Source organism: Kaistella sp. CFF1-2 (genome assembly GCF_059509915.1).
The window spans coordinates 1,049,312-1,064,031 of sequence record NZ_JCAKLF010000001.1 but is presented as its reverse complement, the minus strand read 5'-3'; the positions used below and the strand labels follow the sequence as shown (position 1 = coordinate 1,064,031).

General features: G+C 36.7%; 14 protein-coding genes. 2 read left to right on the top strand and 12 right to left on the bottom strand.

All coding sequences use genetic code 11. The features are described 5' to 3' along the window. Positions 1–17: 17 nt before the first annotated feature. From AC5XHR_RS04895 to susR, 12 genes are all read right to left on the bottom strand, one after another. Complete coding sequence (locus AC5XHR_RS04895; protein WP_495949652.1) at positions 18–692, bottom strand: TMEM175 family protein; 675 nt, start codon at positions 690–692, stop codon at positions 18–20. 16 nt (positions 693–708) lie between these two features. Continuing rightward, positions 709–1,530 carry a flavin reductase family protein gene (locus tag AC5XHR_RS04890; protein ID WP_495949651.1) on the bottom strand — a complete coding sequence of 274 codons (822 nt, stop codon included), beginning with the start codon at positions 1,528–1,530 and terminating at the stop codon, positions 709–711. Between the two features lie 11 nt (positions 1,531–1,541). Beyond that, positions 1,542–2,789, bottom strand: a complete 1,248-nt coding sequence (gene fahA, locus AC5XHR_RS04885) for a fumarylacetoacetase (protein WP_495949650.1) — start codon at positions 2,787–2,789, stop codon at positions 1,542–1,544. A gap of 79 nt (positions 2,790–2,868) precedes the next feature. Next, complete coding sequence (locus tag AC5XHR_RS04880) at positions 2,869–3,330, bottom strand: hypothetical protein (RefSeq protein WP_495949649.1); 462 nt, start codon at positions 3,328–3,330, stop codon at positions 2,869–2,871. Between the two features lie 43 nt (positions 3,331–3,373). Then, complete coding sequence (gene hppD, locus AC5XHR_RS04875; protein WP_495949648.1) at positions 3,374–4,504, bottom strand: 4-hydroxyphenylpyruvate dioxygenase; 1,131 nt, start codon at positions 4,502–4,504, stop codon at positions 3,374–3,376. A gap of 248 nt (positions 4,505–4,752) precedes the next feature. Further along, positions 4,753–6,255 (bottom strand): succinyl-CoA:acetate CoA-transferase ScpC, encoded by a 1,503-nt coding sequence (gene scpC / locus AC5XHR_RS04870; protein ID WP_495949647.1) that lies wholly within the window; start codon positions 6,253–6,255, stop codon positions 4,753–4,755. A 197-nt stretch (positions 6,256–6,452) separates the two neighbouring features. Continuing rightward, a complete protein-coding gene (locus AC5XHR_RS04865) occupies positions 6,453–7,730 on the bottom strand; it encodes an acetyl-CoA hydrolase/transferase family protein (protein WP_495949646.1) in 1,278 nt (425 codons plus the stop codon). Positions 7,731–7,845: 115 nt separating this feature from the next. Beyond that, positions 7,846–8,997 carry a homogentisate 1,2-dioxygenase gene (locus tag AC5XHR_RS04860; RefSeq protein ID WP_495949645.1) on the bottom strand — a complete coding sequence of 384 codons (1,152 nt, stop codon included), beginning with the start codon at positions 8,995–8,997 and terminating at the stop codon, positions 7,846–7,848. Positions 8,998–9,123: 126 nt separating this feature from the next. Next, entirely contained in the window at positions 9,124–9,666 is a 543-nt protein-coding gene (locus AC5XHR_RS04855) for a hypothetical protein (RefSeq protein WP_495949644.1), read from the bottom strand. Positions 9,667–9,685: 19 nt separating this feature from the next. After that, positions 9,686–10,486, bottom strand: coding sequence for a lysophospholipid acyltransferase family protein (locus AC5XHR_RS04850; protein WP_495949643.1), 801 nt, complete (start codon positions 10,484–10,486; stop codon positions 9,686–9,688). Between the two features lie 23 nt (positions 10,487–10,509). After that, on the bottom strand, positions 10,510–11,139 hold the full coding sequence (locus AC5XHR_RS04845; protein WP_495949642.1) for an NUDIX hydrolase: 630 nt from the start codon (positions 11,137–11,139) through the stop codon (positions 10,510–10,512). 59 nt (positions 11,140–11,198) lie between these two features. Further along, on the bottom strand, positions 11,199–12,812 hold the full coding sequence (gene susR / locus AC5XHR_RS04840) for a SusR family glycan utilization regulator (RefSeq protein ID WP_495949641.1): 1,614 nt from the start codon (positions 12,810–12,812) through the stop codon (positions 11,199–11,201). A 294-nt stretch (positions 12,813–13,106) separates the two neighbouring features. On the opposite strand from susR, the gene AC5XHR_RS04835 reads away from it, so the two are divergent. Both AC5XHR_RS04835 and AC5XHR_RS04830 read left to right on the top strand, forming a co-directional pair. After that, positions 13,107–13,622: a DUF5004 domain-containing protein gene (locus tag AC5XHR_RS04835; RefSeq protein ID WP_495949640.1), complete on the top strand. Its 516-nt coding sequence runs from the start codon at positions 13,107–13,109 to the stop codon at positions 13,620–13,622. Positions 13,623–13,624: 2 nt separating this feature from the next. Next, entirely contained in the window at positions 13,625–14,707 is a 1,083-nt protein-coding gene (locus AC5XHR_RS04830) for a hypothetical protein (RefSeq protein WP_495949639.1), read from the top strand. The last annotated feature ends 13 nt before the right edge of the window (positions 14,708–14,720 follow it).

Here is a 14,720-nt window from a genome sequence, read left to right as displayed (position 1 = left end):
AATTAAAAGAGAGCAAATTAAACTTGCTCTCTTTTTTTATGGTGTACGCTTGGTTTTTTCGGTCGAAATAGTCTCGTGAAAAACGGAATCGTGAACAAAAATGCCCTTCCATATTCTGGCCAAATAAAGGTTATTAGGAGCGAAATGAAAAAGATAATCGGAATCATTAAGGCTCTTCGCAACGATGAGATTTGCGTGTACTTGTCTGGTAAATGTGTCGCAACTTTATTTCTAGGATCGTACACGTATCTCAACAAAAGATATTGCATGATTCCTGTAAAGCAAATATTGATGACGTAAACCATGTAAGGACCTACCAAATGGATGTGTTCATCCGTAGAAAATTCACTATAAACGGATGTAGAAAACGGAATTAAAACAATGGAAAACAGAAAAATAATGTTCAACCAAACTAATTTATTGGTGTAATTAATGACATAGCCGAACAATTTATGATGCAAAAACCAATACAAACCGATAAAGAAAAAACTAACAATAAAGCCCACAAATTTGGGCAATAAAGTCAACATCGCCATCCAGAAATCTTGTTCATTGGCTTTTAGCGCAAGTTCCGGAACTTTAATATCAATCACCAAAAGGGTAATGGCAATAGCAAAAACGGCATCGGTGAAAAGAATCATGCGGTCGATCTGAAAGTCCTTACGATCGGGATGATGTTGATTATTTTCCATTGTGTTTTTTGTTTTTTTATTCGGAAAGCTCTTTCCAAGCCGCTTCAATATCATTTTTTTGAAGATGAAGTTGCGCTTTTTGGTGTTTTTCAGGATCGCTGGAAAATTGAGTTCCATTTAATATTTCAACATTTGCAAGCATTCCGAGATCGTTTCCAGTTAAAATTTTACTTTCTAGAATGGCTTTTGGAAGTCGATCAAATCCAATTCCTTTAGTTACTAAAGGTTTCGGAACTTCAAATAAATTGGCTTCGTTATTTCGGGAATACCAATTTCCACCTAAACGCGCGACTAAATCCAGCTTTTTCTGATCGAGAATTCCATTTTCATCTAAATATTCTTCTCTAACGTGGATTTTCAAAATTTCGCATATCACCAAATTTCCTGCGCCACCTTGATCGCCTAAAGATTTCACTTCAAGAGCTTTACATTCAAAATTTACAGGACATTCGGAAATAAGTTTGGGTTGAACTAAATCGGCATCGGTCATCGTTAACCCTGATTTAATGAACTCATTTACACCTTGTTCGTATTCTGTTGACGCAAGAGAAATCTGTTGTACAATGTCGAAATTTACAATTCCAATAACCACTTCAGGAATTTCGAGAACGTTTTCTAAACTATGTTTTGTTGTGTTGTCCCGAACGCGTCTCGAAGGTGAAAAAATCACAATTGGCGGAACGGTACTGAACATGTTGAAAAAACTAAAAGGTGAAAGATTGATTTCACCTTTTTGATTTATCGTTGATGCTAAAGCAATTGGTCTTGGCGCAATTGCCGTTTGCATTAGAGTTTGTAGTTGTTGTGAAGAAACTTCCTTTGGATTGAATGTTTTCATGAGTTTTGAATTTACAACGCTGGAAGAACTTTCGCTTTTACCTCACCAAATCCAACTCGGATTTCTCCGTTTTCGGCATGACCACGCATAATTATCGTGTCTCCGTCTTGGATAAATTGTCTTGAACTTCCGTTGGATAAAGTGATTGGATTTTGACCGCGCCAAGTTAACTCTAACATGGAACCAAATGACGATGGTTCACTTCCAGAAATCGTTCCCGAAGCATATAAATCGCCAACTTCCACATTACAACCATTAACGGTGTGATGCGCAAGCTGCTGACACATATTCCAATACATGAATTTAAAATTCGTTTTTGCTAAAACATTTTCTTCTCCATTTTCAGGTTGCAAACCAACCTCTAATTGAATGTCGTAATTTTTATCCCCTTCAAATTTCAAATAATCAAGAACTTCTGGATCTTGTGTTGGTGTTGTCGTTCTAAATGGATCTAAAGCTTCCAAGGTTACGACCCAAGGAGAAACAGAACTGCAGAAATTTTTCCCTAAAAATGGACCTAGCGGAACGTATTCCCAACTTTGAATATCTCGTGCAGACCAATCGTTGAACAAAACCAAGCCGAAAATAGCATCTTCCGCATCTTTTACAGAAATAGATTCCCCCAATTCTGTATTTTTATTAACGATGAACCCCATTTCTAATTCGAAATCCAATTGTTTACATGGTCCGAAAACAGGTTTCGTTGCATCAGCAGGTTTCATTTGACCTTTTGGTCTATGGAAGTTGATTCCTGAAACGACAATCGATGATGCTCTACCATGATAACCTACAGGGAGGTGTTTCCAATTGGGTAAAAGCGCGTTTTCAGGATCACGAAACATTTTTCCAACGTTAGTTGCATGTTCTATACTACTATAAAAATCGGTATAATTCTGTACATGAACCGGCATCATCATTTCTACTTTATCTAAGTCGTAGAAACAATCTTGAATGGTTTTTTCATCTTTCGACAAAGCAGAATCTTCAGCTAAAAGTTGTTGAATTTTTTCACGAACCGCATTGGTAATCGGTTTTCCTAATTCTATAAATTCGTTTAGCGTATACGCTTCAAAAACGTTTTCTTTAAGTTCCGTAATTTCATCGAAGTATCCGAAATCGTACAAAGTCGCAAGGTCAACAACCATATCGCCAATTCGGGTGGCGCACGCAATGTATTCTTTGTTGAAAACAGCAACCCCAAAAGGGATGTTATAAATTGAAAAATCGGATTCTGGATGGTAATTTACAAATGATTTCATACACGTAATTTTGTAGCCTAAAAGTACTAAAAAAAGTTCAGAATGAAATTCTGAACTTTTAAGTTATCTGGCGTATTGCTTATTTCTTCGAAAATGAACTTTCGTCTATCCATCGGTCTTTATTGTTGACGTCAACGAGATATAAAATCTTTTTTTGCTGCGTCAAAAGAAAGGTTTTGGTTATTGGAATGGGTATTTTTTTGCCTTCCAATTGATCACATCGTACCGAAATGATATTTTTATTGCTGCGGACGAAATCTCCAGAAAAAACATTCGAACTGGTTTTTCCATCTGCTTTGTCGTCAAAAAGTTCCACATAGGTCACTTTATTGCCATCCAAAATGACGAAATTTCGTTCGGTATGATCTTCAAAATCTTTCACCAACATAAATTTCTTTTTATCGATATCAACGTGAGTCAAGTTTTGATTAATTCCTTTTTTTTCTTCTAGACGATCCAAAATTGCATTTATAGAACCGTATTGAGCTTGCGCCGCACCAGCTAGAACTAAGAATAAAGTGAATGCGAAAATCTTCTTCATGTGTTTTTATTTAGCCACGAAAATAGCAATTTTTACACCAAAATTATAAATTTCCTCGACGAGCTTGCTCTCTTTCTAATGCTTCGAATAAAGCTTTGAAGTTTCCGGCACCAAAACTTTGAGCGCCATGTCTTTCAATAATTTCGTAGAAAAGAGTAGGGCGGTCTTCAACCGGTTTTGTGAAAATCTGAAGCAAATAACCTTCTTCGTCACAATCCACTAAGATTCCTAATTCTTGAAGTTTTTTAATATCTTCATCAATGGCTCCGACACGTTCCGGAATCATTTCGTAATACGCTTCTGGAGGAGGAGAAAGGAATTCAATTCCACGTTTTTTCAATTCCGTAACCGTATGTACAATATCTTTCGTTGCTAAAGCAATGTGCTGAACGCCTTCACCTTCGTAGAAGTCTAAATATTCTTCCACTTGAGATTTTTTCTTCCCTTCTGCTGGCTCATTGATTGGGAATTTCGCATATCCATTTCCATTGGACATTACTTTAGACATCAAAGCTGAATATTCCGTGTTGATTTGCTTGTCATCAAAACTTAAAATATTTACGAATCCCATTACGTCTTCATACCACTGAACAACAGGAATCATGCGATCCCAATCTACGTTTCCAACACAGTGATCAACATACAACAAACCTGTTTCTTCTGGCTGATAATCTGATTCCCATTTTTGGTAACCCGGCATGAAATCTCCGTTGTAGTTTTTACGTTCTACAAACATGTGAACGGTTTCTCCGTAGGTATAAATTCCGGACATGCGAACTTCGCCATGCTCGTCCGTTAAAGTTGTAGGCTCCAAATACGGTTGCGCTCCTCTTTTCGTTGTTTCTTCGAAAGCAGCATAGGCATCATCTACCCATAAAGCCAAAACTTTGACACCATCGCCATGTTTTTTTACATGCTCGTTAATTGGAGAATCTGAACGTAATCCTGTGGTTAAAACCAAACGTACTTTTCCTTGTTGAATCACATACGATGCGCGATCGCGAACACCAGTTTCTGGTCCTGCATACGCAACACTTTGGAAACCAAAAGCGGTTTTGTAAAAGTGAGCGGCTTGTTTCGCATTTCCTACATAAAACTCAATATAATCTGTTCCGTTTATTGGAAGAAAATTTTCTGCCTGTGCTATTTTTTCTGCAAAGGTTAGGTTTGACATGATGATGGTTTTTTATTATTTGCCCTAATATACAAATATTCAGTTTATTTTTTGATGCTGAATTAGGGTGATGTAAATTGCTGGTATAATGCATTTTACATGATTTTTATTTTCTCTTTAAATTTAGTAGAGAAATGCGAAAATTATTCAGAAACTTTCATTTAAATAGAATTTAAACTTTAAAATATAATCTTAGAAATAAAAAAGCCTGCAAAAAATGCAGACTTTATAGTAGTACTATGATTCTTTTAAACCGTAGCGGCTTCTTTTTTCATGCTTCCCGTTTCTTTCAAACGCATATGCCAGCTGAAAACCTCTTCTAAAAGGTGTGGTGTGTGGCCACCTCGTTCACAAGCTCTGTCAAAATACGATTGCAATTCATCACGGAAATCCGGGTGAACACAATTGTTGATAATCGTTTGCGCACGTTCTCTTGGTGCTAAACCTCGTAAATCGGCCAAACCAATATCCGTAACCAAAACATCCACATCATGTTCTGTGTGGTCGGTATGCGAAACCATCGGTAGAACATGCGAAATAGCATTGTTTTTAGATGCTGCTTGCGTTACGAAAATACTTAAATAGGCGTTTCTTGCAAAATCTCCTGAACCACCAATTCCATTCATAATTTTCGATCCACTGATATGCGTAGAATTTACATTTCCATAAATGTCAAATTCTATTGCGGTGTTAATGGCGATAATTCCTAAACGACGAATTAATCCCGGCGTGTTGGAAATGTTTTGCGGTCTCAAAACAAATTTGTCTCGATATTTATCCAAATTATTGAAGACGCGGTTATAGCATTGTTCAGAAACGGTAACCGATGACGCTGATGCAAAACTTAATTTTCCCGCATCAATTAAATCAAACGTGCTGTCTTGAAGAACTTCTGAAAACATCGTTAAGTCGTAGAAATTTGAATCTTTAAATCCAGAAAGAACCGCATTCGCAACTTTTCCGATTCCCGCTTGTAAAGGAAGTAAACGATCTGTTAAATGTCCCAAACGAACTTCATTTTCAAAGAAATTCAGAATATGTTTTGCAATAGCAGTCGTCTTTTCGTCGGGATCAACGATGTCTGCTGGACTATCTTTTAAGTTGGTGAAAACAATCGCTTCGATCTTAGAAGGATCAACAGGGATGGTTTTTCGTCCAATTTTGTTCCATGGTGCTACAATTGGGATGACATTTCGATGTGGATAATCTTCCGCTTGATAGATATCGTGAATTCCATAAACCGACTCCGGAACTTGGGTGTTGATTTCTAGAATTACTTTTTTTGCAAGCGCCGCAAAAGTTACCGAATTTCCAACCGATGTTGTCGGAACCAAACTTCCGTCACGATCAATATACGCGACTTCGATTACAGCGATATCTACTGGTGGAAGGTTTTTGTTGTGCAATAGCTCCGCACTTTCACTTAAATGCTGGTCAATGAAAAGGATTTCTCCTTTGTTAATTTTGTCACGAAGCGTTCTATCCACTTGGAAAGGCATTCTTTTACTAAGAACTCCCGCGTTCGCCAATTTTGCATCGGTGTCATGTCCAAGGGAAGCCCCCGTCATTAAAGTGATTTTAAGATCTTCGTTCGTGCCACGCGCCGCTAAAGCTGCTAAAACCGCCTTGCTGTCGCCCGCTTTGGTGAAACCACTAGCGCCCACAACCATGCCGTCTTCGAAAAGCTTGGCTGCTTCTTCGGCCGTCGTAACCTTGTCGCGCAGGCTTTCTAATCTAATTCGTTCTATCATTTCTTTACTATTAAATTCCAATTTTTATCCAAAAATGAGTGGGAAAATTCCATTCATTTTCAGATTGCTCTCTTTTCCTTCAAATTTACGAAAAAAGCCTTTTCGAGAGGATGATATTTGCTAGGAAATTTAATTTAGAAAGGCTCTTGACAAGACTTTTTTCCTATTTCAGGACGGACGAAAAATTACTTTTTGATTTAGAAATTTCTGAAACGGTCGAAACTCGCTTTCTCAAGCATTTCGCGATCATCGGGATGCGCAATTTCAATTAAAGCTCGCGCTCGCTGTTTTAAATTCTTTCCATACAAATAAGCTGTTCCGTATTCCGTAACCACATAATGAACGTGACCTCGAGTGGTAACAACGCCAGCGCCTTGTTTTAAATACGGAACAATTCGTGGAAGTCCTTTTTTGGTACGTGAAGAAATCGCCATAATTGGTTTTCCACCTTCACTTAAAGCGGCACCACGCATGAAATCCATTTGTCCGCCAATTCCAGAATATTGATAAGAGCCAATAGAATCGGCACAAACTTGTCCTGTTAAATCAATTTCAATGGCTGAATTAATGGCATGCATTTTCTTGTTTTGCATAATGTTAATCGGGAAATTAACGTGCTCAACATCCATAAACGAGATGGAAATATTATTATCAACGAAATCGTAAAGTTTGCGTGTTCCAAAACAAAAAGCTGTAATGGTTTTGTTCGGATGGAAACCTTTGTATTTGTTGTTGACAACGTCATTTTTTATCAAATCAATAACGCCATCACTCAACATTTCGGTGTGAATTCCAAGGTCTTTGTGATTTCCTAAAGCTTGTAAAACCGCATCGGGAATGGTTCCGATTCCCATTTGGAGTGTGGCTTTATCGTCAATTAATTCAGCAACATTACCACCAATTTTACGTTCGATATCACCGACTTTTGAACTGTAATCAATTGTTAGAAGGTCTTCATCGCTCCAAACCATTTTGTGGATTTTGCTTTTGTGAATCATGGAATCACCATACGTTCGAGGCATTTTAGGATTGACAACGGCAATAATCATTTTTGCCGAATCTACGGCAGATCTCGCAACGTCAATAGACGTTCCTAGCGTACAATATCCGTGATGATCAGGTGGTGAAACCGTTATCAATGCAACATCTAATGGTAAATGTCCGCCTTTAAACAACGTTGGAATTTCACTTAAAAATATCGGAATAAAATCACCATTTTCGTAATTCACGGCTTCGCGCACAGGCGTCGAAACAAATAACGAATTGATGAAAAAACTATTTTTATATTCGGGTTTTGCGATTTCAACACGGCCTTGTTGGGTAATCGAAACAAATTCGACATCCGAAAGTCGACTTGCTTGTCGTGCTAATTCATCCAAAAGAATGTTCGGGGTACAAGCCGAACCGTGAGAAAAAATTCGATCTCCGCTTTTAATCTCGGAAATAGCCTCTTCGGCACTCACAAACTCAATCATAAAAATAGTTTTAAAGATATTAAAGCTAAAAATTTTTGACGAATTCCTAGCTGAAATCTATCATATTGATGGATTTAAAATTTCGGGTATGTTTTTGTAAATTAAATGGTTGGACTTACTCTAGCCAAGACGTTTTGTAGGTTTCGTCTTCTACGGCTATAGCATCTTCCGTAATTTTTAACGGTCGGAAAGGATCAACCATTACCGCATATTCGTCGGTGAATTTTTTTCCAATACTTCGTTCCATCGCTCCAGGATGCGGACCATGAACGATTCCGCCAGGATGAAGCGTGAAATCCATTAAATCAATGTGATTTCTGCTCATAAAATCCCCTTCGGTATAAAACAAAACTTCGTCAGAATCAATATTGGAATGGTTATACGGCGCAGGAATTGCATCAGGATGATAATCGTACATCCGTGCGCAGAATGAACAGACGACATAATTGTGACCCTCAAAATTTTGATGAACTGGTGGCGGTTGATGAATTCGCCCTGTAATCGGTTCAAAATTCTTGATGTTGAATTTAAATGGATAGAAAAAACCGTCCCAACCAACGACATCAAAAGGGTGCGTTGCATAAATAAAATCGGTGATTTGGTTTTCTTTTTTTACTTTAATCAAGAAATCGCCTTTGGCGTCCACTGGTGGAACAAATTCTGGAACAACAACATCACGTTCGCAGAATGGCGAATGTTCTAAAAGTTGTCCAAATTCGTTTCTATAGCGCTTTGGCGTATAAATTGGCGATTGACTTTCAATGAAAAATAAAACATTTTCCGATGTTTCAAACTCCATTTGATAAATGGTTCCGCGTGGAATTATCAAATAGTCGCCTTTACTGAATGGTAAATTTCCCAACATCGTTTTCAATACTCCGGAACCTTCATGCACGAAATACAACTCGTCGCATTCGCCATGTTTGTAGAAATACTTCATGGAATCGGTTGGTTTTGCTAATCCCATTTTCAAATCGTTATTGAACATGAGGATTTTTCTACTTTTCAGAAAATCTTTTTCCGCTTTGATATCTTTTCCTTGAAAACGTCGAGGCGTCACATTTTTTTCAACAGCTACTTTTGGCGTAACATCTACTACATTCCCAATTGACTTGATTTGCGTAGGCCTTTGAACATGATACAACAACGAAGAAATTCCGTGAAAACCTTCAGTTCCGAACAATTGTTCATAGTAAAAATTACCTTCTGGCGATTTGAAAATCGTATGTCTTTTTTGTGGAATTTCCCCACGTGAAATGTAGTGCATGAGTTTTGTAAAATTGATGTTCTTAAAGATACTAATAATTTGAAAAAATACGAATTCAATTAAAAATTTCAAATGAAAAGGCCAATTTCGAAAGAAATTGGCCCTTGTATGTTGTTTTGTAAATTGTTAAAAATAAGCGGTAAGCGCTTCGTAAAAGTCATCATCCATAATGCCCATATGTTGGCAAAAATGCATCAATCCTAGAATTTCTTTCTGAACTTTTGCATCCGAAATTGGAAATTCAACTTCCCCAAATTCGGTATCTAAAATTACTTTTTCGTTAGAAGATATTGTTCTAGTTGCTGAATAGGGAATCTTTCGAAAGAAATTGGTGGTTTGTAAAACAGCTCTGTCCCAATCTGAATAAAATTCAGGATAAACTACAATTCCGCCACCGGTTATCGAACTTAAAATTGCATTTGGATTCTCAGGATTTTCATCGTTCCCAATAAAACCTATCGTTGGCGCAAATTGTGAAGCAAAATCTGCGTTATCCGTTTTTAACAGAACGAAATCAGCTTTGGGTGCATAGGTTTCATCTTCCACAAAGTAATCAACTTGCTTTCCGTGAAAATTGAAGATGAAATCTAAAATATCGTTTGTCTGTGGTTGTGTTCTGTAAAGCAAAACTTTCGTTTGCTGAGCAGAAATACCAGAAAAATCAATCATACTTTAATGAAATTCTGAATTAAGAATTGGGCGAATCCGTTTGTTTTTGTTTCCTTTCTTGGTCGTATTCGTGAAGAATATTAAAATCTTGCGTTTGCTCAATGGCAATCATGATTTTATCCAAGATTTGCTGTGGCGTTTCGTTATCGTAATCGATATCCAATGGCGCTTTAAACTCCATCGTAGGTTTTACACCAGTCACTTTTACTTTTAGGCCTTTTTTATCAAAAGCTCTCCGGAAACCATTAATTTTTATCGGAATAACGATAGGTCTTTGTTGTTTTACCAATTTTGCGGTTCCCTTTCTTCCTTGTGCAAAAGCAGATGTTGTCCCTTGCGGAAATGTGATTACCCAACCGTTATCAAGGGCTTTCATGATGTTTTCTACTTCTGTTAAATCCACCATTCGGTTCACGTTTTGGCCTTCGGCACGCCACGTTCTTTTTACCGTAACCGCTCCAGCAACTTTAAAGATTCTAGAAAGAAAACCTTTATTCATGGTTTCTTCCGCTGCTACGTAGTAAAAATCAACTTTTGGGTTGAGTAAATAAATCGGATTTTTTATCGTATTCAAATACCCATTATTCACCGAGCAAAATGCGTGATACATCGCCGCAACATCGGCAAAGTACGTTTGGTGGTTGGATACAAAAAGCACATTGGAATCGGGTAAGTCAACTAGGTTTTCTGTTCCGCTGATTTTCAACTTGTTAAAGCCGTTGAATCGTCGGTACGAAATCAAACCGAAAATAAAAATCACCAATCTCTTCAGGAAATACGGTGTTCCAAATGCATCAAAAAATATATTCTTCTTAGCCATTATTCTGCTACAATGCTGCGAATTTACAAATTTTTGAGCAGTTGACGGAATTCACTTAAAATCATTGAAGTTGCACCCCAAATTATGTAATTTTCAAAGGTGATTACAGGGACTTCAATTCCACGAGATGACGGTAAAGCCATCATTTCTGGTTCTTCGTCCAAATTCAAAATAGATTCTATCGGAAATTCAATTAATTCCACAGCTTCTCCTTCTTGCAAGGTGAAAGCAGGATTTTTTTTGGTGAATGAAATGTAGGTATGAACGTAAAAATTACTTGGCGGAATATAAATTGGAGACAATTCTCGAATGACACGAATATAATGACGGTCAACACCGATTTCTTCTTCTGTTTCTCGAACTGCTGTTTCCCGAAATGTAAGGTCAGCTTCTTCTTTTTTTCCTCCAGGTAAGGAAACTTGGCCACTATGTCGATCTTTTTCGTTCTCACTTCTCAATATTAAAGGAAAATACCAACGATCGTCTTTAAGATACAAGAGAATGTTTACCGCTGCCAATTTTGGATTTTTCTCAAAAATCTCTTCTTCCGAATACAGTGGTCGATATGGTGGTGAGTAAATGCAATGCGAGCGCTCACCGGTTAATTCTGCTGCTTTTATTTTCTTAATTAGGTCTTTTCCAAATACTTGCATTTCATCAAAATATAGAGTAAGATAGGATAAAATTTGAGATTACTCAAGGATAATCTTCGTTAATTGGATTTTATTGCCATAATCTTTCGCTCGAACTCAATTTTGTGGTCTGATTTACTTTTAGTCCTTGTTTTATAGGTGTAAATTGTCGCTACAGAAAGATCCAGAAAGTTGGCCACTTGATTGGAGTCTCGAATTCCTAAACGATACAACGCAAAAATTCGAAGCTCTGTATTCAGTAAATCACCTTTTTTAAGAAAGGTTTGATACTTCTCTGGAAAAAGCTGATTAAACTCGTCGATAAATGTTGGGAAGAGCTTCAAAAAAATTTCGTCAAATTGTTTGAACATATGCTCTCTTTCCAGCTTTGTATTGTATTTCTTGAGCGAAATTATCGCTTCATTCTGCTTGTTATTGGTTATTTTCTGGATGGTACTTTTGTGGATGCCTTCAATTTTGTTGATGGTATCCGCAATGGCGTTAATGAAATACGCAATATATTCTTCTTTAATCGTGTTGGCTTCGCTGAGGTTTTTATTGATTTCTTTGAAGTTGGATAGCGACGCATTGAGAACTTTTCTCGACTTGTTTCGTTCTTTTAATTGTTTGAAAATGATGTACAGGAAAACGATTGACACCAAAAGAAGTAAGCCTAAAATTACCGTTGCAATGGTCAATAGCCAACTTTTTTGACTTAATTTTTCAAGTTGCGTTTTCTCAATAATCGGAAGAATGGTTGAAATCTCAAATTTTCGATGTCGAGCGTTATAAAACGTAGCATCATCCATCGCGATTCCAATATACTCATTCGCTTTTTCGTATTTCCCTTTTTTATAGAGTTCGTTGGCAAGATTTCGGAGCGCAACCGTTTCCATCGTGGCGTTTTTTACATCAGAAATTGCTGCTAATGTTAGATAATGTATCGCTTTTTCCGAATCCCCATTATCCAAATAGATAAAACCAAGACTTGAGGTCGCAATTCCATAGTAGGAATCCAAATTTCCATGAGCAATCCATTTTAGAAATTCTTGTTGAGCCTGATCTCTTTCATTGTATTTTAAAAGTTTTAATGTTCTCGAATACCAATATTCATTACTATTTGGCTCTGCATATTGAATAGCTTGATTTAATAATTCATTTCCTTTTTGAAGATATTTTATGCTAAAACGCTCATCCTTATTGTAATCGGCAAGGTCATAGTAAGCACGAGCATACGTAATGTAATAATCAAATTTTATTGCTGGCTGGAATGGTTCGATATGAATACTACTCAATGTGTCCAATGATTCTTTAAACAAGCCTGCAGAAACCAAAATAAACGATTCTCGAATTTTTGATTTGGTAAGTTTTTCTGGAGAATTTAGCTTATTCGCTATTTGCTTTGATAATTCAACAAAATGATATGCAGAGTCATACTTAAACGATCGATATTCTTGGTATAAATCGAGATAGTTCTCATACAAACCATCGTCGTCGTTCGCCAGTCTGTTTTTATGTATTTGCGCTTCAATACTTCGGATTTTGTTCTGTTTCTTTTTTACAAATAGTTTTTTTTCAGACAAATTTTTGTCTAGATCACGTAATAATGCATCATTGGATTGTCCCGAGAAAGTGCTAGCAAAAAATAGGAGAAGAAAGCATCCTAATTTTAAAGAATACCTTAAATATTTCATCCGATACGTCGTGCTGTATAAATCCATTAAAAACATCAAATGTTAAGATTTTGTAACATTTGGATGGTAAATATGCAAATAAATTATAACAAAATGTTACTATTTGTTAAAAAAATCACCTTGATTTTCTCAATTCTTTCTTGATTTTATTTTCTTGTTAATTCAAGTATAATGTTGATAATAAGAGTTTTGAAATTATTTTGTTAGACAATTTATCTTGATTTTTTTAGAATATTTTTTTTTAGGATAGTCAAAAAAGTAGATTCGTCCTATAACTATAAAAAAATCGTCACTATGAAAATTAAACAACTTTACTTTTTAGGTGTTTGCGCCATGTTTTTGGGGTGCAACGACGTGGATGATGGTTCCTTTGTTGAGCCAATTACACTCTATGAAAAAGTGAATGGAAGCTGGTATCTTATGAATCTTAAGATGACTGATGAGATTGCAAAAAGTGGAGGACTTACTCCTGTTGATCAAAACATCAGTTCGTATTTCAATTTTCCAGATTTCATGATTACGTTAAACGTAGATGAAAAAAATAGACCAACTACGTATGAAGTTTCGGGTGACGTTCCTGCTTTGTTCTTGAAAAAAGGATATTGGGCATTGAGTAACGATTTCCAGTTGACGGGTGGAGAAGCGGTGAAATTGTATTTGTATAAAGATGCAGCCAAGTCTCAAAAAATTGATGAATTGAATTTCGTTTCTGTTCCTGGTGGGCAAAAGGAGATGGAGCTTCAGTTAAAAAGAACTTCGGGAGGAACCCCTTTCGTATCGTACAATTATAAACTTAAAGCATTCGAATAACCATGAAAAAAATTGTATTATTTCTACTCTTTTCACTTTTTGCGATTCAATCAAATTTGATGAATGCACAAACACAAACGTTGGGAGCACCGGACAAAGTTTGGTCTTATCCCGTTGTGTACAAGTACAATGAAAAAGTGACTTGGTATTTCGATCTTTCGAGTTCTGGTTTTGCAGAGAATCAGGATTTGTTTATGTGGATTTGGTCACCTTCAGAGCCGGATGCTGAAAACTGGGAAAACTCTTCTGATTTTGCCAAGTTGAAGTATGAAGGAAATATGATCTGGAGTTTTACTTTGACGCCGACTGAGTATTTTAAAATGACGGAAGAGCAAATCAAAGGAAGTGCAGGTTTTTGGATGCGTCTTAAAAACAAAAACGGAAGTCAACAATCGGAGGTTGTTAACGTTACCTACACTGATTTTTCATCATTCTTAGGAGAAAAAGTAATGTTCAAAACCTATCCAGCTGCGCCAACTGCGGATGCAGGAATGAGTATTTTATTCAATTCAAATATGGTTGCTGGTTTTGATGGGCCGGGAACGGTTCATTTCCACAGTGGTGTTAATGACTGGGATATTAAGCAAGAATATCAAGCTTGGTTGCCAGAAATTGCAGCTAAAACTCAGTTAAAAGACCTAGGAAACGGATTGTATAAAATGGATTTAGTTCCGAAAACCTACTACGGCTTACCAGATGATTATGCAATGCAAAATATAACCTTCCTTTTTGTGAAGCAAGATTGGGCAGCGAATTCTGGTGATCAGGTGATTTATGCAGGAGCCGTTGTTCCGCCGCCGCCGCCAGCTTTGGTTTTGTTCCCGAAACAAATTAGCAAGAGAGATTTACTTGGAATTATTCGTACCAATAACGAGTCAGGAGTAACAAAATTAATTTATACCGTAACGGCCGGAGCTAAGAAATTTACAGGTGAATTTGTCGGAACAAAGCTAGAAATTAAAGGGTTTATCAATATTGTAACTGAGTTGGAAGGAATTGATGTGAAAGAAATCCATCTTTTACTGAAAGACAACAAAGACAAGACAATTCTTGATACTAATATACCATTGAAGCAATTAGATTAACCATTAAAGTGAG